This is a genomic window from Pseudoalteromonas sp. Angola-4 (assembly GCF_028599265.1).
GTDB classification, from domain to species: Bacteria; Pseudomonadota; Gammaproteobacteria; order Enterobacterales; family Alteromonadaceae; genus Pseudoalteromonas; species Pseudoalteromonas atlantica.
On record NZ_JAQREK010000029.1, the window covers coordinates 14060 to 35028 of the forward strand.

The following is a 20969-nucleotide window of genomic DNA, read 5'->3' on the forward strand; positions in this document are numbered from 1 at the left end:
CTAAACCACACAATTAAGGAGAATAGAGCCATGATGAAATTAAAACATTTTGCATTATGTGCTGTTGCAGCTGCCATTATAGGTTGTGACACGGATTCAAATAATAATAACAACACATTGGGCTCTATTGCTCTATCAGGCACAGCGTTAACGGGCGAAACATTGTCGACCAGCGTGAATGATGCCGATGGTATTTCTGGCGAAGTAAGCTACTACTGGTACGCCGACGGACAAGTTATAAGTGGCGCTAATGACGCAACTTTTACATTAACAGATGAGCAAATTGGTTTTGCAATTACAGCACAAGCACTTTATACAGATGACAGCGGTGTTAATGAGTCACATTTAAGTGAGCCCACCGATGAAGTGTCAGCTATTCCTTTTGCGGCCACGGTAGAAATTAACGGTGATGCAATTATAGGTAATGAACTAAGTGCTAATGTAGCGGATGAAAATGGTTTTGATCCGGCGCTTGTAGCATATACATGGTTTGCAGATGATGTTGAAATTGCCGATGAAACCTTAGCAACCTACACTATTACCGAATCGCAACTAGGTAAAGTTATAACTGTAAATGCAGCATTTGAAGATAACAGAGGCTTTGCAGAGTCAGCTACATCAACTGCCACAGCGCCAGTAGAGCGTGCAAATTCAGAAGGGTCGGTGGCTATTGTTGGCACACCTACGGTGGGTAATACACTTACAGCCGAAATAACAGATGAAGATGGCGCAAGCGGCACAATTACTTACCAATGGTTTGCTGATGAGGTTGCAATTAGTGGTGCCACGCAAAGCACTTACGTTGTAGATGAGTCATTATTAGGGCAATTTATTACCGTGCAGGTTACCTACACGGACGATCACGGTTTTACTGAAGACAACCTTTCTGAGGCAACCATTGCTGTTTCTGCAGAGGCTGTAGATGAAGCGGGTAGTATCACCATCTCAGGGGCTACGCCATATTTAGTGACTAGCGAATTAACCGCTGAAATTAGCGATAACAACGGGGTAGATGAGCAAAACGTTACCTACACTTGGCTTGCTGATGGCGTAGCAATTGCCGACACCAACAACAAAACATTTACGCCAACTAATCAAGCTGGCGCGATTATATCGGTCACTGCGAGCTATACCGATAACGATGGCTTTTCAAGCACAATTACGGGCGCCGCCGATACAGTAGTGTACACGCAAGTGATAAGCGATGCGGATGCGCTATTAGGTGCTATTAATGCAGGGCTTGGTGATGGCGATGTGCTTGGTTTAAATACCGGTGTATATGCCGATCTTGATGCAATTATGCTAACCAGCGCAGCAACACTTAAAGCTGTTGAAGGACAAAGCCCAGTAATTAGTGGCGAGCTTTGTATTCATGTAGCCAGTGGGGTTGATGGCGCGGGTATTGAAGGACTTACATTTAAAAATATTGATACTAAATCGGGTGGCTTTTGTGAAACCGAAGAAGATGCCGTTATTTATTCTGAGGGTGACAACTTCACATTTACACAAAATACTATCGATGGTGAAGCAGAGACGTTAAATAATTCTACCTACCATTGGTTAATGCTTAAAGGCGACGCCGCAATGGTTGAGCGTAATACCTTTGCCAACCGCGATAAAGCAGAAAATGGTTCGGTGATAAAAATGTCTTCATCGAGCGCTAACCACGTTATTCAATATAACCTTTTCACAGGTACCAGCAGCAACCCAAATTTTGGTAACTCTAGCCTGCACTTAATTAACGCAGGTAGTACAACAGGTACAGGCTCTGCTGATGATGCAAACTTTACTATTCAATATAACCGAGTAGAAAACTTTGTTACAGGCCGACGTTTAATGCGCGTACAAACCTCTGGCGCGACGATTAAAGGCAATACCATTTTAAATCCTAATGGCGGTATTTCGCTTGAAGATGGTGGATTTAATACGGTATCAGACAACATTATTATTCGTACCACTGATATTGCAAGTTCAAGCGATCGTCCTGCCGGCGTGCTAGTTACGCCTTTAGGCCACACTGTAAGCAATAACTACATCGCTGGTATTCGTTCTGGTAATAAAGAAGCCGGTGGTATTGTATTTACCGCTAACCCATTTTCACAAGCTGATGGCGGGGTGCCAAATGGAGGTAACCAAGCTGTGCTTGATGGCGCAGGCGACTTTACCCTTAATGTGACTAATAATACGGTACTTAACTCACAGCAACCATTTGTATTTAGTACAGAAATAGGTTCAAAGGCACCTGTTGGAGATTGTGATGAGCTTACCGCAGAAAATGCACCTGTACTGTATGGTTTAACTAAAAATGCGTTTGAAATTAACTTCAACGGTAATTTAAATGCTAATGGGGTGGGCGATCAAACTGATGAAGACACCATTGAAAGCAGCGCGCTTGTTTATGGTTTCTTTTACCCTAACGAGCTGTCGAGCGATCACTCTTTTGAATACGACTGTGACCTAATTAACCATACTGAATCACTGTTCTCTAACAGCTTTGGCTTTAGTGACAGTTATGAGTCGGGCGATGCGAGCGACCTTTGGGTTGATATTAGAAACGTAAATGGCAATGGTGAATACGACACCGATGGCGCTATTGACCAAAACCCAGAAGCAAATGGTAAAGAAATCCCAGAGTTTGTCACTGCTACAAGTACGCTGCTTGAGACTGACTCAAATGGAGCACAAGCCTTAGCAGGTGCAAGAAACTTATACTACATCCAAAGCACTGATGTAGGTGCAGGTTCTACATGGGTGGCACAAGATGAATAAGCCCACACTGCACATTATTAATATTTATAAAAATAGCAAACTACGCACAACACACACAATGATAAAGGAGAACGCGGCATGTCGTTAAAAATGGATCGAAGACGTCAACATTCTACAAACAGCTCTGTTTGTAATCATTTTGCACTTTCACCTGCTGCTAAGTTAATTAGAGCTAGTTTACTTGCAGGTATGGCAGGTTCATTGTCATTTAATGCTTTTGCTCAGCAAGAAGCCCAAGAAAAAGTGACTGAAGTAGAGCAAGATGTAGAAATCATCAGCGTTACAGGTACTCGTAGAACCATACAAGATCAAATTGCAATTAAGCGTGAAGCAACAACGGTTGTCGATGGTTTATCTGCAGAAGATATTGGTGATTTACCCGCGCTGTCAATTGGTGAAGCGCTTGAGTCGATTACCGGTGCCGCATCTCATCGTGAAAACGGGGGCGCTACCGAAATCACCATTCGTGGTTTAGGCCCATTTTTAAGCGCAACCCATATTAATGGCCGTGAAGCTACTAATGGTAGTGGTGATCGCTCGGTTAACTTTTCGCAGTTTCCATCAGAGCTTGTAAAAAAGGTCGCTATTTACAAAACCCAAGATGCTTCAATGATTGAAGGTGGCGTAGCCGGTGTGATAGCACTTGAAACGATTGCCCCGCTAGATTACGGCAAACAACGCGTACAAGGCGAAGTAAAACTAAATTACAATCCAGATGAAAGTAATGTAGAAAACTCACTGCAAAGTGATACAGGCTATCGTGGTACGTTTAGTTATGTTGACCAATTTGAGTTTGCCGATGGACAAGCAGTGGGTGTGTCTTTTGGTGTGCAGCGCCAAGATATTAGCCAACCAGAAGCAGAGTACAGAAGCTCAAGCCCATCGGGCTCTTCACTTTGGGCATGTTTAAATGACCCAACTAATACGAATGAAGGCTTTTACAGAAGCAGCGCAGGTGATTGTGAAGACCAAGTAAATGGCAGTAACAATCAAGGTTATCAAACAAACATCGACCCAGAAACAGGCAAAGCCGAAAGCGATGGCACTCCATACGCATGGACAGGTAGTAGCCGCAGCTATCGTCAAAATGAAACCTCAGATGAGCGTGATGCAGTATTTATTGCAATGCAATATCAGCCGTCGTCTGAGTGGGATGTTAACTTTGATGCACAAATCTCTGACAGAACACAAAGAGAAGCACGCCACGATTTAATTTTTTTACAAAAACGCGCAACACCTGGTTTAACAGGCCCAACGCTTGTTACTAACGATGTAGGCGGAATTTTACATTGGGAAGGTGAAGAACGTATTGAATCGGCGGGCGAGCAATTCTCACGTGAAGAAAACTACCAAGGTTATGGTATTAATATTGAGCACACGGTAACCGACCGCCTTACTGTAAATCTTGATTTAGCGTATTCAAAAACTGAGCGTGAAGAGCTACAAATTTCTAACCGTGGTAGAACCGCCGACCGTAATTTGTTTAGCTGGGATATGGGCGATGAAATTCCTCACTTCACGTTAACGGACTTTGATGTAACTGATATTTCTAACTTTACAGATAGCTTACGTACACGTTTAGACCGTGAAAACGTTCGCGAAAACGTAGTTAAATCGGCGCGTATTGATTTTGACTACGCGTTAGAGGGCGATATATTTACTAGTATTGAAGGGGGTATTAGAGCCTCAGAACTAAGCTTTATACAGTTTGGTGGTAGCCAAGGTAATGGGTCTCGTACTGAGTACACGATAGGCGATGACTCAGCATTAGAGATACTTCAAGGCTGTCAAATTGACTTCCCAGAATCTGATTTTTTATCTAGCGTATCGGATGGCAACTTAGTAACAAATGTAGATGGTAGCGGTAATGTAATAAGCTCTGGGACAGGTTCTTCGTGGGCGACCTACGATAACGTGTGTTTCTCTCAAGCTGTAGCGGCTACAGACACTGATTATACAGGTGAATTTGGTTACCCTGATGTTGAGTACGAAAATGCCGGTACCATAGATGTTACTGAAAAAACCACCTCAGTGTACTTAATGGCAAACTACGACACCGAAGTATTTGGTAAGTTTATTCGTGGTAACTTCGGCCTGCGTATTGTTGATACTGATGTAACCTCGGTAGGCTTTAGAACAAATTACACTGTAGATGTAGATGAAACTACAGGCGCTGTAACCCTCGATGCAGGGGATTCACTAGAAAGAACCGAAAGCGGCGGTGGTTATACTAAATATTTACCAAGCTTTAACTTAGTAGTTGATTACAGTGAAGACATTTTACTGCGTGCGGGTATTTACCGGGGTATGTCACGTGCTGACCCATCTGATTTAGGCTATGATCGCGACTTTGTAACAGACGATCAATCTGTTGCGCTATCGCTTTCTGACTTATTAACCGTAGATGGTTCAGGTAACCCTGATACTCAACCATTAATGTCATGGAACTACGACTTAGCCTTTGAATGGTACCCTAATGAAGATTCTATTTTAGCACTAAGCCTATACTACAAACAGTTCCAAGGTGGCTTCCAGCAACAAACTGTTATTGAAGACTATGTGGTTGGCGGTGAAACGGTATCACTACCAGTGACAAATTCGGTAACAACCGATAATGATAGCGATATACTGGGTTTAGAAGCATCGTTCTCGTACCGTTGGGATAATGGTATTGGTGTAAAATTTGGCTATAACTTTGCAGATACTGACTTTGAGTTTGAAGATAGCTTATATGGCGATACATACGTTACCGACCTAGATGGCAATACTACTCAATTAACTGCCGGTATTATAGAACCTGGCTCGGTGCCGGGCTTCTCAGAGCATGTATTTAGCAGCCAACTGTATTACCAAATTGGTGACTTTGATACGGCCATTATTTATAAATACCGTAGTGAATACTTCCAACCTTATACCAGTAATGGTACCCGCTTACGTTATGTTGATGCCGTAGGTGTATGGGAAATGCGTGCATCGTATAAAATTAACGAGCACTTTAGAGTTAAAGCTGAAGCCATTAACTTGTTTAGCGCACCTAAGTCACAAGACTTCTTTGTCGAAGATAACCTAGGTGAAGTAAACGATTACGGCCCACGTTTATTCTTAGGAATGAGCTTTAAGCTATAACACAATAACCAGTGATCCCCACTTTAAAACCCAATTAGCGTATGCCGCTAATTGGGTTTTTTTGTATGTGCGTGTGGGCTATTAACACTAAGCTTTTTGAATCGCGGCGCACTCTCTTAACTAAATCTTGGCTAAACCTTTTTACCTAAAGCGCAGCATTACTAAACTCAGTGTTAGTAACGCTGCGTTATTGGCAGGCTAATTAGTTAGCCAAAAGTCTACTATCTTTATCTTGGTTGACCAATTAATTCGGTAAAAGCGGCTAAATATAAAAATAACGCGGTATATATAAAAAAATATATCAGGCAGGTTGAGGGGGTTTTAATCTGTTTTTGTGTGTTATTTAACCTTAATTGAGATTTAAAAGCACATTAAATACAAGTGGTTATATTATGGTCAGTAATGAAAGTGTTTTTGTCATGCCGAATTGGCTTTTATTGGTAATGACTGTTTTTGCTTTTTTTACAAGAAATGGTTTACCAATAGGTTGACCTTTGGTGCATTTGCTGTAAATATTAAGTTAACCATTTAGATAAATGGTAAGGCGTTTAATAAAAAATATATAGCGAGTTACACATAGCACTGACACACACAGGAAAAACTATGAATCACAAGTTATCAAAAATTACGCTAGCAGTTATATCTGCCACAGCATTAAACCTTTCTATGTCCACACACGCACAGGAAGCCAAGCCAATTGCAGAAGATGATGTAGAGATCATCGAAGTATCTGGCATTCGTCAATCACTTACTAATGCACTTGCTGAAAAACGCTCTGCAGATAGCCTAGTTGAAATTATTCAGTCAGAAGATATTGGTAAATTACCCGATCAAAACCTCGCTGAAGTATTAGAAAACGTAACGGGTATTCAAATTACACGCCAAGCGGGTGTAGGCACAGGTGTACAAATTCGTGGTACCGATGCTAACCGTACCGAAATTAACGGTGTATCAACGGTGGGCTCAGGCTCTGGTCGAAGTGGTATTAGCTTTGAAGATGTATCAGCGTCAATTATTTCAAGCTTAGAGGTAATAAAGTCGCCTGAAGCGAAAACAATAGAGGGCTCTGTAGGCGGTACTATTAACCTTAAAACGATTCGCCCACTGCATTTAGGTGAGCAGCTAGCCACTATTAGAGTGCAAGGTGAGCACAGTAGCTTAAGCACTGATAGCGGTTTGCAACCACGTTTTTCGGGAACTTTTGCTGATAACTGGGAAGGTGATTACGGTAAATTTGGTGTGTTAGTGAGCGGCAGCTACGCAGAGCAAGATGTAACGGCGTTTCGCCCACGTGCAGATAGAGATAACATTATCACTGCAGATAGCGGTGTAGCCAGCGCTCAGTCTTTTGACTTTTTACCGATTCAATTTTTTGTACAAGATTACGATAACTACGAATACGAAACTAAAAACTTTGTAGGTACCATTGAATGGGCGCCAAACGACAACACAAAGTTTTATTTTGATGCTGTGGTTAACGATCAAGAACGTCGCCAAGAAAGCTCTCGTGTACAGGCTTCTGGTGTAAGTGCGCTTAATGATATTTCGGTTCCTGATGAATTTGAAACCGTAAACTTAGGCTCACTTGGCGGTACCAACCTTGGGTCTATTCAAGCGGCCTTACGCGGTGTCATTCCGGTTAATTTAGAAAACGATGATGACGATCCTAACCTTCGTTTTTCAAGTGATACAAACTCGCGTGTTACCGACAGTAATATTTTTAGACTCGGTGGCGAATGGCAAGGCGATAAGTGGTTTGTTAGTGCTGAAATTGCTTCGTCATCTTCAGATACAACTACGCCTAGCTTTAATACAACGCTTAACTTTATTAACCCTAATGTGCCGTTAGATGCTGGTGGCGGTAATGATAATAGTGTGCCGTTTGAGTATGACTTATCAGGTGGCGCATTGGCATTTGGTATTGCAGAGGGGGCAGAGTACGCGCCAACGGTTGAACAACTACTAGACCCTGCGAATGTAGTGCTACGTGATGTAAATATTGGTCAAGATACCGTTGAAAACTCTGAGGATGCGTTCCGTATTGATTCAACCTATTACACAGACTCAATTGTAACCTCTATTGATTTTGGTTACCGCTACAGTAAATCACAAAGCAAACAAAACGAAATTACCTCAAGCATTGGTTTAAGAACCATGGCTGATAGCCCGTCGGGTGATTTATTTGCCGACTTATTAGTGGCAGGCCCAGATAACTTTAACGAAGCTGATGGCCGCTCGTTATACATAGGCGACTTTTTATTAATTGATCCAGAGCTTGTGGCGTCAGACCCTGATGCGGTACTTGCCACATTACAAGCAGCGATGACTGCGCATGGTTCAAGCAAAACATTAAATGCACCTACTTCAAGTTCTGCAGGTTTTTTTGATATAGAAGAAACCACTCATGCGCTATATGCACAAGCTAACTTTGAGTACGAAATGGTGCGCGGTAACATTGGTGTACGTTACATTCAAACAGACGTAGAGTCTACCGGTAACTCAGTTACTCAAGATGGTAGTGGTAATGAACTGGTAACGCGTATTACCAATGAATCTGACTATGACTTTATTTTACCTCGTTTAAACCTTGTGGCTGATGTATCAGAAGATGTACTTGTGCGCTTTGGAGTAGGTAAAGATATTCGTCGCCCTGATTATAACGACCTATCAACGTCTATTACCTACAGCACAAGTCCAAATGACGAAGTTGAATTTGGTAACCCAGCACTGAAACCTGAAGAAGTACTGTCTTACGATTTATCGGCAGAGTGGTATTTTGCAGAGGCAAGTGTATTTAGCGTAGGTATTTTTCATAAAACACGTAAAGACTTACACGTAAATCAGTTAACCTCGCCAGTTGAAGACCCTGTAACAGGGTATCGCGACTTAACAGACCCATGTGAAGGTGGCGGTATATTTAACCCCATTGCAGATATAAACGTATTTGGCCCTGAGAATGGCCGTGGCGTATGTGTTGGTACAGAAACAAAAGTAAACGATAGTGGTGAAACTACCCAAAAAGGGATTGAGTTTGCCTTTCAATATGACCTATCAGGCTTTGAAAAAGACCTAGGGTGGGCATCTGGCTTTGGTGTATTAGCTAACTATACAATTCAAGAGTTCTCAGGTGGTGAAACAGAAAATTCAGCAACCTCAAGAGCAAGTAATGTATTTGCAGCAACCACCGGTACGCCAGGTATTGAAGTAAGTGAAATTCAAGGCTTACTTAACCTTTCTGAAAACGCGTATAACTTTACGCTGTACTACGAAAAATTTGGCCTATCAGCACGTATGCGTTACACGTGGCGTGAAGGGTATCGTTCAAATGACTTCGGTAGTACGTCTAGCTTCCCTTGGGGTTTCCCAGTGGTACAAGAAGACCGTGGTCAGCTTAATGCAAGTATTAGCTACGATGTGAACGAGCAACTTAATATTGGCTTAGAGGCAGTAAATATTACTGAATCTGAAATTAGCCAATCATGTGTAAACGAAAGCGCACTATTGTGTTTCCAAGGTTTAACTGACCGTCGTATTACACTGGGTGCAAGTTACCGTTTTTAAAAAGTATGTTGAGAGTGTGTAGCCTTTGAACGGGCACTAAAAAGCAAGCCACATGGCTTGCTTTTTTTTGACCTTAATTTAGCCGCAGTTAGGTGGTTAATAAAGGACCGTGGTTCTTTGTGTTGGGGGTAAAAATGCACCTGTTTGCAAAAAATAAAGTGTGTGTTGTATTACTTGTTGGCTGTAGCGCATTCCCGTGTGGCTTACATCAAGGGTAATAAAATCACGCATATTAGTAGGGCGTGTTGGTATTTGATGGTTGAATTTGCAGCAGTGTGTTTGGTTTTTAGGCAAGGCAGAGCCTGTGAAGTGTGGTTATTCCCCATAAATAGGCGATAACGCTGCATAAATGCCAAACATGCGCTGCCCTTTGGGTTCTGCCTAGGGGCGATAAAACTCTTTGTTGCCTACATGGATGTAGGTAAGGGGCGTGAGCAGGACGCGGAAGCTTTACTTGGTTTTTACTTATTCTTACAGGGATGTAAGTCATTAGAATAACGCAGGAGCAGTTATCGAGCCCACTAGGTTACAAACCTCGCGCCGCGATTTAATCGCCCCTAGATTGAACAAATTTCAATCCGCAAAAATCAACACGCCCTCAGTTTGGCTGATTCTACAGACACCAAGCCATCGTTTTACCTTTAAAATAATGCTGTGTTAGGGGGGATGCTTTAGTACCGGCTATTACGCCTAAATCAATGTCCAGCTCATTTATGGTGTTGCCCAAACTCTTACTGCCTGTAATTAGAGATTGGCTTACACCGCCGGCTATATGCATTAACCATGAACCATTTAAATGATTAGCTAATTCGCTGCCTTTGTTAGGCGTACCAATTAACACGACATTTCCAAGTGTATTACCATTAAATACCCGAGGGTTATTTTGCAAGTAGGCTCTAATAACTAGGCCACCTAGGGAGTGGCCTACAAAATGTACTTTACTCGCGTTAGCAATACAGGCATTAATTTGTGTGGTTGTTTGCGTAAATACAGCCTCAACACTTTGCCCTAAAGAGGCGTAATTTAGGCTGCATACTTTATAATGAGCACGTTTAAGCTGCTGGGCAAAATATCGCATTGCCCAATCGCTTCTGCCTAATCCATGAGCAAGTACTACCAGCTCATCATTAGGTTTATACTGTACAGGGGGATTATTGGTACTTTTACAGCCGGTTAGGAAAAGTAAAAGTATTAGGCCGATTACTAATGGTTTTTCATTACTTTTACACCCTACATACGCTCGCTATTAGCAATTATATTGTCCATTTAAAAGCAGTGTGCTGCTCAGTAACCGCCCATAATTTGCTTAGCACAGGCTGATCTAAAGCAAACGGCTCAAGTTTGCATATTCCTACGGGGCCGCTCCAATTCCATCTTCCTGATGGGCCATAATACGCACGTTGTTTTAGGTTATGCTCGGTGGCACACATAACCTCAGGGTATGCACCTTGCTCTGCCGATTGTGCTAAGCCCATTTTTACTATTAATGACCAGGTAAATCGGGTTGCAAAGTTAACATTATCGCCAATAAGAGAGGTATTAGCTGCACCTGGGTGACACACAAACACCTGCACATTTTTATTGGCGGCGGCTATTTTATTTTGCAGCTCATAAGCAAACATCATTTGTGCAAGTTTACTGTGGCAGTAGGTCTTATTTGGGTGGTAGTTTTTATTCCAATTCATGTCATCAAATTGAATCGTTTTAAGCCCCATTTTGTAGCCTTCACTGGCCACTACAACAATACGCCCGCTAGATTGCTCTATTTTATTAAATAGCAAACCACACAGTAAAAAGTGCCCATAGTGGTTAACCCCTAACTGACTTTCAAAGCCGTCTTTAGTAAATTGCTGAGTCGCGACCTGCGCAATAGCACCGTTACAAATAAGTGCATCTATGTGTGGCACAGCTTGTAATACCTCGTTGGCTGCATGGCGTACTGATGCAAGCTCTGCTAGGTCCATTTTTATAAAGCTCACATCGGTACTATTGCCAAACTCCTGTTTTAACTTAGCAATAGCTTCATCTGATTTTAAAGGGTTACGATTGAGCATAACTACTTTTGCGCCTTTAGCGAGTAATAGTCGGGTTGCTTCAAAGCCTGCGCCTGTATTTGCTCCCGTTATTAGATAGCATTTACCAACTAAAGAACTGAGTTGGTCGGGAGTCCAGCCAGAAGGGCCAAATGGGTTAGTTGCGCTCATTAGTTAAATTCCTATCAATAGTTAAGTATAAATATGCAGTACAGGGCTATGCATATTGCTCTAAAGTGCTTGTTAGGTAATATAACTCTCGCCACCAGGTGTAACTAGGCGATATCCTCTTTAAAATATGCCTATTTGTATCGCTGCATTGAGAATGTGTATTTACGGTGCTAGATTGGATTTATTCTATATTTAAAAGGTATGGGTGAATGAGCAAACACCACATTAAGCAACTTATACAAAATAGCCTGTCTTTTAACGATGTAAACAACGATGAAAATTATACCCAAGGGCTAATAGAAACGGGTATTAAAGGTGTTCAGTTGTTTAAAGTAACGCATGCTATGCGCTGTGCACCTGCGGTATACGAGCCGTGTATTGTTGCTATAGTCAGTGGCGCTAAAGAAGCCATACTCGATGGTAAGCATTTTATATACGATGAAAATAATTATATGTGCTGCCCTATGTCTATGCCGGTAGAAGCGGGTACACCCACGGCTTCACCTGAGAACCCCTTGCTAGGCGTTATTGTATCGCTAGATACAAAAGTGATGACCGAATTATCTATTACCATGGCTGCACAAGGTGTAAAAAAACACGCATCAGGCCCCAAAACGCAAGGGCTTACACTCGCAGCATGGGATGACTCATTTACCGATTCATTACTACGATTGCTGCAACTCGTAGGCAACCCTGTAGATATTGCGGTTTTAGGCGAAGGGCGACTGCGAGAATTATATTACGCCATATTAAACGGACAGGCAGGTAGTAGTGTGCACCAAGCCTTTGGCGTAGGAAACGACATAGCACGCTCAATTGATTATTTGGCATCTCGATTAGATGAGACCATAACCATAGACGATATGGCAGCAAAAATTGGTGTAAGTAGGGCAGTTTTGCATCGAAAATTTAAGGATGCGACCAGTATGTCGCCGATTCAATTTGTTAAATCTATGCGCTTAAATACCGCTGCGATGAAAATCGCAGCGGGTATGAACGTAAGTTCGGCGGCCATGTCGGTAGGCTATGTTAGCTCATCACAATTTAGCCGAGAATTTAAACGTATGTATGGGCAATCGCCAAAGCAGTGGAGCCAAGCAAAGGAGTTACCTCAGGAGCTTGTTGAGCAATCGATTGCTCAAACAGTTGATCAAACAACCAGCCTGAGGGATTGATCATGGATAATATAGTCATTTTTAGGGTTGTTGGTGCGGTATTAATTATTTTTGGCATAGTGTTAGCTGCCAACCCTGAGCTGATAAGCAATAAGCCAGTTCCTAATGATATTTTTAAGGCCGTAGAGCGCAGAATTTGGTGGGGGTTATTTATTGGTTTTGGCTTATTGCTGCAATTTCATTTTCAGCTTGTACCTTGGCAAGCTACTATAGCGGCAACACTGTCATCGTTACTCGTAGGGCTTTTAATTGCAAGGCTTATTGGCATTATGTTAGATGGCTCGGTAGCAAAACAGTGGCTAAATGTGGGTATTGAATTAGTAATACTCGCGCCTTTAATTTGGTGGTATTTAAAAGTACGCAGCTAGTATCAAGCTTGTTAATTTTAGAAACTAAAAGTAATTTTAGTTTCTGTGTTTCTTAAAGGAGCGGTAAAGTGAAACTAATCTGTCGTTTACTTTTACCTATGAACTAAATAATGATGAACCTCGATTACCTAAACTTATTTGTCAGAGTAGCTGCAACTAATAATATATCAAAAGCTGGAGCTGAACTTGGCTTGTCATCGGCTGTAGCAAGTGCTCACCTTAATAAATTAGAAGAGAGTATTGGAGTTCGGCTAATACACAGAACTACACGAAAAGTATCGCTTACTGATGAAGGGAAAGAGTTTCTGCCCCACGCGAAGGATGTGCTTGTTACTGCTGATATCGCACTAACGTCTGTAAAAAGCGAAAGAGCAAAAATAGCAGGCAAATTGAGAATAACAGCCCCTGTTTCTTTTGGTCATATTCATCTCATTCCTGCGCTAAATAAGTTTATGGATCTTTACCCTGATTTAACCGTAGAGCTTCGCCTTAGCGATACAATAGTAGATATGGTTGAAGGTGGGTTTGACATTGCTATTCGTAACGCAGAGCTTAAAGACTCTACATTAGTCGCAAGGAAGCTCGCAACTGACAACAGAATTATATGTGCATCACCAGATTACCTTAACAAGCATGGTATACCTACCAATCCCGAAGCGCTTTTACAACATAACTGTATTAATTTAATAGGCAATGAGCATTGGCATTTTAAAACGCCTAGTGGGTCAAAGACGGTTAAAACCAAAGGGAGCTTTGCCTCAGATAATGGAGAGGCGGTGCGCAATGCGGGTATTAATGGCATGGGGGTAATCATGTGCTCTACTTGGATTGCCTATGAGCAATTAAAAGCAGGTCAATTAGTACAAATTCTAAGGGATTACCCGTTAGAATCTCATGCTTCTATATGGGCGGTTTACCCGTCTTCAAAATTAGTGGCCCCAAAGGTGCGGGCATTTATCGACTTTTTTTCTGCCAGCTATGGCAGCCCGCCTTATTGGGATAAAGTATTAGAGAGTCAAAACGGTCAGTGAGCGCTGACCGTTTTGAGTGCATCATTATTTTAAAGACACTGTTGATATAGTAAACGGTGCGTCAGCTTGCGTGTTGGCCATGTTTGGTGCATCAAACACTGCATCAAAATTTGTAATATACACGGTGTTGCCTCTAACAATCGCTTCTCCAGGTCCATCTAACTCATTATTTGTACCGTCGCTGTCTTTATTTTTTGTCAGTAAAGTTGTTTTACCATTTACGTCAATACTATAAGCAGCATTGTCAAATAAGTCAGTAATATATAAAGTCTGAGAGTCTTCACTCCACTGAATACCGTCACTTGCAATCAAGCCTTCACTAAATAGCGTGGTTGATTGTTTAGTGCCATTTTTACTAATGGTGGTTTTATACACCGTCCCTTCTTCCATAATACCGGTATATAAGTTACCAAGCTCATCAACAGCTAAACCATTGGCACCAAAACCTAGGCTTCCATCTGAGTAAAAGACTTCAAATAAATGTGCGTCAAAATTATCTTTTCCTTTATACGCAGCGATCTGTAATGGATTTTTTGGGTCTAATTCCTCTAAACTTACTTTGTACACACCGCTGGTGGTTGAGCTGCCTTTTTCAGTTGCAAGCACTGTATCTGAGATGAATAAGTCGTTACCGTGCCACGCTATGGCATTAGGAAAAGAAAGCCCTTTAGCAACAACATCAACAGTGGTTGCTTTGCCGTTTTGTACATTAACGCGTAATAAACGCGATTCGCCACCAAACCATAATTGCATATCGGCTACGTAAATGTTGCCATCTGGCCCCATAGCAATACCCATAGGCGTAACAACTCCGCTGGTTGGTTCAAGATCGCGGGGCTTAAATGTATACCATACTGATACGCGATCGTTTTCATCAATTAGGCCAATCGTTGGCGCTTGGGTATTTTGTATGACCCCTTTTTCGATAAGTGTTTGATTATGTAAATTTGGTGAAGTAAATAAAATATTGTTATTAGCATCAAGTGCAAAGCTGGCAGGAGAATTAAACTGCGCAGGTAAATTTTGTAGTGAATAAGTTTGTTGTGCTGGTGGTGTTTGCGTACAGGCAAAAAGTACACCTGTAACAAGGATTAAACTTACTATTTTTAAGTATTTTTTTGAAATATTCATAGTATCCCTTTAAATGGCAATGGATGTTTAAAACATGGCCGGTAATCATAATCGATATAAAAACCGGCATTTGGAGCTACTAGTTATTTAGCAAAACCACCCAATGGTTTTAGTAATAGTGGCGAAAGTGCAGCATGCATATCTCGTAACTCTTTAGGTAAGTCACCTAAATGGACCATACGTGTTGGGGTTGCTGCTTTAATCCACTGCTCGGCATGGTCGTTCCAATTTTCAATATGAGTGAAGGATGACTCTAAATCACGAAAGCGCTCATAAACCAATACGTCACCTTCATCAGATAGGTAGTATTGATAGTTTAAAGTGCCAGGCTCTGTTTTAGCTCTTTCTACTTGCGAATTCATTACCGCCTTGAATGCTTCAAGTTGGCCTTCGTTTAGTTTAGCTTCAACAATCCAACCAAAATTTTCGAAGGTTGTGCCATTGTCAGTGTTAATCATGCTTGTTTCATCTATTTCTCGAGCAAAGCCACCTAATGGTTTTAGCCATGTTGGTGATAGCGCAGCGTGACGCTCTCGTACATCATCAGGTAAATCGCCAAGATGAAGCATACGAGTTGGCTCAGCAGCGGCTATCCAGCGCTCAGCATGTGCATCCCAGTTTTCAATGTGTTCGTGTGAAGCGTGTGCATCAGCAAATCGCTCGTAAACTAAAACATCGCCATCATCAGACAAATAGTATTGGTAATTAAGCGTACCTTCTTCAGTCAATGCGCGGTTAACTTGCGAATTCATCACCGCTTTAAAGTTCTCTAATTCGCCTTCTTTAAGTTTTGCCTCAACGATCCAACCAAAATTCTTAAACATAATATTCTCCACAGTATAGGAAGATACATTTCTTCCGAATTAATCTACATTGTCTTGAGTTGACGAAAGAGAAGATAACAAAGTTAATTGGTATTGATAATGAAGGTAATCAAGAATCACTTCGTAGTTTTTGTTGGTAATTTATTTTAATAATAATTGTGATTATTTTAGCGATACTGCGAATAACTAAATAAGAAGGTTAGGTGAGTATTATGGTAAAGCTAAAATGTTTATATTTAACCGTGTACAGGTTTCGTTGAATAGGCCAAAGCGCCGCACTTTATTACTTTTAAAAACAGATGCATTAGCACTTAAACACAATAAAACTGCGATGAAAAAATACGTGATGAGATTAATTTAGATGATGGATTTATGCGTAAATGAACACCAATAAAAAAGCACTGTTTGCTCAAACAATGGAGCAGCATAAAGGCATTATTTATAAAGTTGTTAACTCATACTGTCAAAACCAACACGACAGGCAAGACCTAGCGCAAGAAATACTCACCACCATGTGGCTTGCTTATGATAATTACGACAAAGACTATAAGTTTTCTACATGGATGTACCGAATAGCACTGAATGTGGCGATTTCCTATTACCGCAAAGACAGTAAACGAGAAGATAAAGCCAATGAAAGTGAGCAGTGCATTGTGCACATAGCCGACCTATCAGCGCACAATGATAAAAGCGAAGAGGTTAAGCAGCTTTATGAATTTATAGCAAAGCTCGATAAGTTAAATAAAGCCATAGTATTGCTGTATTTAGAAGGCGAATCCCATCAAAGCATAGCGACGAGTTTAGGCATAAGTAAAACCAACGTCGCTACGCGAATTGGCCGCATTAAAGAAACACTAAAAAATCAATTTGAAAAACAGGGGGCTTAAAATGAATTTAGATAACATTAAAAACACATGGCAGCAACAAAATAGTGTTAACGAATCGGTCATTACAATAAACCAATCACTGCTGAGCGAAACAAAAGTGAATAACCAAATGAAAGAGCTTAATACTATGAAGTGGGCACGTATTATTGAAAGCGCAGCCTTCTTTTTTATTATTGTTTTATTGGGGCAGTACATTGCAAATAACTTTAGTGTTTCAGCGCCTTCAATATCTGCGTTGATACTGAGTGTATTTTCCATTGCTGGCCTTGCAGGTAATATTGGCCAAATAGTGCATATTGCTAACATTGATTATGCAAAGCCAATTAGCCAACTTCAAAAAGACGTTTACCGCCTTTGCTCACATAAATTACAACTAACTAAGTTGTTGCTTATGTCTGCACCTTTTTATATGGCTTATGTTTTTATTGGCTTTGACGTGCTATTTGAAATTGACTTGTATGCTCACCTAGAGCAACACATGGTTTGGTTTTACAGCGTGTCATCGCTTCTACTTTTAATAATTACAAGCTGCGTCTTAGCTAAACTAAACTACACAAATATCGCAACTCCTTGGGTTAAACGCACCATTGCATTTTTTGTCGGTGAGCGTTTAGTAAATATGGCGCAATTTATAAATAATATAGACTCGACAGACAGCTAAATATTTAGCTGTCTTACTTTCAAAATACCCAAAATAGAGTTATTCGAGGTTAGTCCGTTTTTTCTTTAAAATCACACACGTCTTCAATAATACCAATCGTGTTAAGTTATTCGTCACTTATAGCGACAGATAAATAGAGCGGTTACAAGGCATAAATTTTTACATGTAGTTGTTCTACTTGAGAAGTTTATAACGCCGTAAGCGCTTTATTTAGCTCGCTAGAATGACTAAATACTTAAGTCGATTGGTATACACAGCTGCCGCATTTAGGCTTACGGGCAACGCAAGTATAGCGCCCGTGTAGTATTAACCAGTGGTGTACGTCTACTTTAAATTCTTTAGGGACGACCTTTTCAAGTTTTTGCTCAACAGCAACTACATCTTTACCCATAGCAAATTTGGTGCGGTTTGAAACACGAAAAATATGCGTGTCTACGGCTATGGTTGGCCAGCCAAATTATAAGTAAACTAGATGGTGTGTTCATTTTAGAGCGAAATTTCTTAAATAGTATGTTTTAGTATTAACTTTATAAGGCAAATTTGATTGTTTTCTAAAGTAGCAAACTTGTTAATTAAATTGAGTGAGCGCATAACCCTGCCTATTTTTTCTCTCTATTTATAGCTCTGATATTACTTAGTTTGAAACATAGCCTGGTTGTCATTTATGATGTATGGTTTACCAAATAACTAAAATAACTAAAATAACTAAAATAACTAAAATGACCGAGAGTATTGCATTACTAGTTTTTTTCACTCACTTATTAGTTGCGGTATTTCTGCTCAATATTCATTCCGGTAATCAATTAAGTAATAGAATTTTAGCTGTGTTTTTATCCGTCACTGCATTTGATATCAGTAATTTTATTTTCACTAGTTTTTATGGTGCGCATTTAAATTTAGATATGTTTCGTGCTAACTTTTCGGTTCTGACAGCGCCAATACTTTATTTTTACGTAAAATCAATTGTTTATAGTGATTTAAAACTTAAAGCTAAAGACCTTCTGCATGCTATCCCGTTTATTATTGTATGTTTAATCTTTATCCCGCGCTTCCATCTTGGAGATGACATTGCAAAAATGGCCTTTTATAACAACCATGAACCCTTGTTTGAAGTGTTGTTTGTTCATGTAGTGCTCTACTTACAAATGTTCATTTATCTTGCATTGATTTTTAAGAAGTTAAACCGCTATAAATTGACTGTTTTAAATAACTATTCAGATATTGAAATACTCAATAAGCAGTGGCTAAACAATTTTATGATGGTTTTTTTAATTGATTTCACCATTGTTGTGGTGCGTAATATTATTAAATTTACCGAGCTACAAGGACTATTGAACTTATTAACTACTCTAATGATGGTAGTCACACTATTTTTTGTTTGTTGGATATTATGGCAAACACTTCATAACCCTTCCATATTTCAAGGTATTAGCTCAAAGGTTAAATCATTTGAACCAAAAAAACCTCCACAGAACCCAAGTGACGTTGTTGATGTTAATGAAGCACAAAGAGTGTTATCCACAATTAAGTGCCATATGTCGCTAAATAAACCTTACCTGAATCCATCACTAAACATTGACACGTTGGCAAAGCAATTAAATATACCGGCCTTAAAAATTTCAATCGTACTCAATCACCACCTTGGGCAACACTTTTTCGATTTCATAAATAGTTATCGAGTTAATGAAGCTGCTAATATCCTTTCTTTAAAAAGCAATAAACAAAAAGCGATTTTAGAGATATTGTTAGAAGTTGGTTTTAATTCAAAATCGTCTTTTAACACTGCTTTTAAAAAGCATTTTGCAGTGACTCCATCCCAATATAGGAAAGAACGCTTAAACGATTAAATTTATCTCTTCTAGCGCAACCCTTTAAATATAAGACGTTCGACTTTTATAGTCGGTCGAAATCAATCTTGAACCTTACTAATATCCCTATTATCAAATCAAAACTGCTTTGATAAAAAACATTAATGCGAATCAAATAATAGGTGTTTTATGTATAAAAAAATTACGTTAGCTTTCATTTTATTTCTTACTTTTTTTGGGCAGGTGCAAGCTAAAAATAGCGATATAATCTCCAATAAAGACATTTCAAACATTATAACAATGCACGCTAATCAACTCTTGCAGGACTCTCGTTTTGTTTCTACATCTATAGGGGTCGTTACGGAAACGGATTCAGTTATTTTACATTTTGGTGAACTCACAAGGCATAAAAAAAACACCCCGACAGATAACACAATTTATGAAATAGGGTCTGTAAGTAAAACCATGACAGGGTTGATTACCGCTTATGCTGTGAAAGGTGGAAAGCTATCTTTGAACGATAACATCAATAAGTATATTAATAATAAACTAGACAAATTAAGTACTGAAAAAAATCCTGTGACCGTTCGACAGCTTTTGACTCATAGTTCAGGATTACCAAGAGGTTATGTAGATTTAGGTTTAAGGGCTGAAACATTATCCAAAACATCGTTTTTAAAGGCATTAAATAATGTAAACCCTTCAGAAAACAAAGGTAAATACCATTACTCAAGCGCGGGAATAGAGCTTTTATCATATATCTTAGAAACTGTTTACCAAATGCCATTTGATAATTTATTACAGCAAGTATTGTCAACAGAAGCTAATATGAAAGATACGAAAGTGAACCTTGCTCAAGAACAGCTTAAGGACGTTGCATATGGTTATAATGAGAAAGGGGAGGTAGCAAAAGCCCATCTTACTCCTGAAATACTATGGGGGGGCAGTGGTTATATAAAAACTAATATGTCAGATATTGTAAAATATATGAAGTTGCAACTAAAAGAAGAAAATAAAGCCATTAAAGAATCACATAGAAGGCTGTTTCATGTAGGTGGTACTGATCATATCGCTTATTCATGGATTGCTGCAGAAGATGAAAACTTAGGATGTTATTACATTCACCATGGTGGATTGGAAGGCACACAAAATTGGATGATTATTTTTCCAGATCGTAATATCGCTGTATCGATTGTGACCAACAATAGTTTTCCTGAGGCAGCTGGGCTGATGAGAAAAACTGGAATGGCTATTATAAAAAATTTGAAATAGTTATTTAATCAACTGGCATTTCTAAAGGTAGTGTTTAGAAATCTGTGTCATTTCAGTATTATTAAGAAAACAGGAGTGACACATGACTCAATCTTTCGACTTCAACAAAGCATTAGCTGAACTGCAAGCTGGTAAAGGTCTTACTGGCGCAG

At 40.0% G+C, this 20969-nt stretch carries 14 protein-coding genes and 1 pseudogene; 10 read left to right on the plus strand and 5 right to left on the minus strand.

Annotated elements, in window-relative coordinates:
* The first annotated feature begins 33 nt into the window (after positions 1 to 33).
* From PSH48_RS19830 to PSH48_RS19840, 3 genes are all read left to right on the plus strand, one after another.
* Positions 34 to 2769, plus strand: coding sequence for a poly(beta-D-mannuronate) lyase (locus tag PSH48_RS19830; RefSeq protein WP_273612217.1), 2736 nt, complete (start codon positions 34 to 36; stop codon positions 2767 to 2769).
* Positions 2770 to 2847: 78 nt separating this feature from the next.
* Positions 2848 to 5895 (plus strand): TonB-dependent receptor, encoded by a 3048-nt coding sequence (locus PSH48_RS19835; protein ID WP_273612208.1) that lies wholly within the window; start codon positions 2848 to 2850, stop codon positions 5893 to 5895.
* Between the two features lie 603 nt (positions 5896 to 6498).
* On the plus strand, positions 6499 to 9456 hold the full coding sequence (locus PSH48_RS19840) for a TonB-dependent receptor (protein ID WP_055253067.1): 2958 nt from the start codon (positions 6499 to 6501) through the stop codon (positions 9454 to 9456).
* A 613-nt stretch (positions 9457 to 10069) separates the two neighbouring features.
* On the opposite strand, the gene PSH48_RS19845 is transcribed toward PSH48_RS19840, so the two are convergent.
* Positions 10070 to 10534 (minus strand): esterase/lipase family protein, encoded by a 465-nt coding sequence (locus PSH48_RS19845; protein ID WP_273612209.1) that lies wholly within the window; start codon positions 10532 to 10534, stop codon positions 10070 to 10072.
* A 175-nt stretch (positions 10535 to 10709) separates the two neighbouring features.
* Positions 10710 to 11660 (minus strand): SDR family oxidoreductase, encoded by a 951-nt coding sequence (locus PSH48_RS19850; RefSeq protein ID WP_273586743.1) that lies wholly within the window; start codon positions 11658 to 11660, stop codon positions 10710 to 10712.
* Between the two features lie 209 nt (positions 11661 to 11869).
* Here PSH48_RS19850 and PSH48_RS19855 point away from each other — a divergent pair, with 209 nt between their 5' ends.
* From PSH48_RS19855 to PSH48_RS19865, 3 genes are all read left to right on the plus strand, one after another.
* Positions 11870 to 12835, plus strand: coding sequence for an AraC family transcriptional regulator (locus PSH48_RS19855; protein WP_273612210.1), 966 nt, complete (start codon positions 11870 to 11872; stop codon positions 12833 to 12835).
* Positions 12836 to 12837: 2 nt separating this feature from the next.
* Positions 12838 to 13203 (plus strand): DUF4345 family protein, encoded by a 366-nt coding sequence (locus tag PSH48_RS19860; RefSeq protein WP_273612211.1) that lies wholly within the window; start codon positions 12838 to 12840, stop codon positions 13201 to 13203.
* A gap of 110 nt (positions 13204 to 13313) precedes the next feature.
* Positions 13314 to 14234: a LysR family transcriptional regulator gene (locus PSH48_RS19865; RefSeq protein ID WP_264390211.1), complete on the plus strand. Its 921-nt coding sequence runs from the start codon at positions 13314 to 13316 to the stop codon at positions 14232 to 14234.
* Between the two features lie 24 nt (positions 14235 to 14258).
* On the opposite strand, the gene PSH48_RS19870 is transcribed toward PSH48_RS19865, so the two are convergent.
* Both PSH48_RS19870 and PSH48_RS19875 read right to left on the minus strand, forming a co-directional pair.
* The gene (locus PSH48_RS19870; protein ID WP_273612212.1) at positions 14259 to 15365 is read right to left on the minus strand and encodes an SMP-30/gluconolactonase/LRE family protein; all 1107 of its coding nucleotides are present in this window, start codon (positions 15363 to 15365) and stop codon (positions 14259 to 14261) included.
* A gap of 83 nt (positions 15366 to 15448) precedes the next feature.
* Positions 15449 to 16189 carry a putative quinol monooxygenase gene (locus tag PSH48_RS19875; RefSeq protein ID WP_264390208.1) on the minus strand — a complete coding sequence of 247 codons (741 nt, stop codon included), beginning with the start codon at positions 16187 to 16189 and terminating at the stop codon, positions 15449 to 15451.
* Between the two features lie 380 nt (positions 16190 to 16569).
* On the opposite strand from PSH48_RS19875, the gene PSH48_RS19880 reads away from it, so the two are divergent.
* Positions 16570 to 17076, plus strand: a complete 507-nt coding sequence (locus tag PSH48_RS19880) for an RNA polymerase sigma factor (protein ID WP_273606384.1) — start codon at positions 16570 to 16572, stop codon at positions 17074 to 17076.
* Position 17077: 1 nt separating this feature from the next.
* Positions 17078 to 17737 carry a hypothetical protein gene (locus tag PSH48_RS19885; RefSeq protein WP_273612213.1) on the plus strand — a complete coding sequence of 220 codons (660 nt, stop codon included), beginning with the start codon at positions 17078 to 17080 and terminating at the stop codon, positions 17735 to 17737.
* A 235-nt stretch (positions 17738 to 17972) separates the two neighbouring features.
* Here PSH48_RS19885 and PSH48_RS19890 read toward each other — a convergent pair.
* A pseudogene (locus PSH48_RS19890) lies at positions 17973 to 18194 on the minus strand (endonuclease III); the annotation flags it as partial.
* 262 nt (positions 18195 to 18456) lie between these two features.
* On the opposite strand from PSH48_RS19890, the gene PSH48_RS19895 reads away from it, so the two are divergent.
* Positions 18457 to 19584, plus strand: coding sequence for a helix-turn-helix domain-containing protein (locus tag PSH48_RS19895; RefSeq protein WP_273612214.1), 1128 nt, complete (start codon positions 18457 to 18459; stop codon positions 19582 to 19584).
* A gap of 150 nt (positions 19585 to 19734) precedes the next feature.
* A complete protein-coding gene (locus PSH48_RS19900) occupies positions 19735 to 20817 on the plus strand; it encodes a serine hydrolase domain-containing protein (protein WP_273612215.1) in 1083 nt (360 codons plus the stop codon).
* The last annotated feature ends 152 nt before the right edge of the window (positions 20818 to 20969 follow it).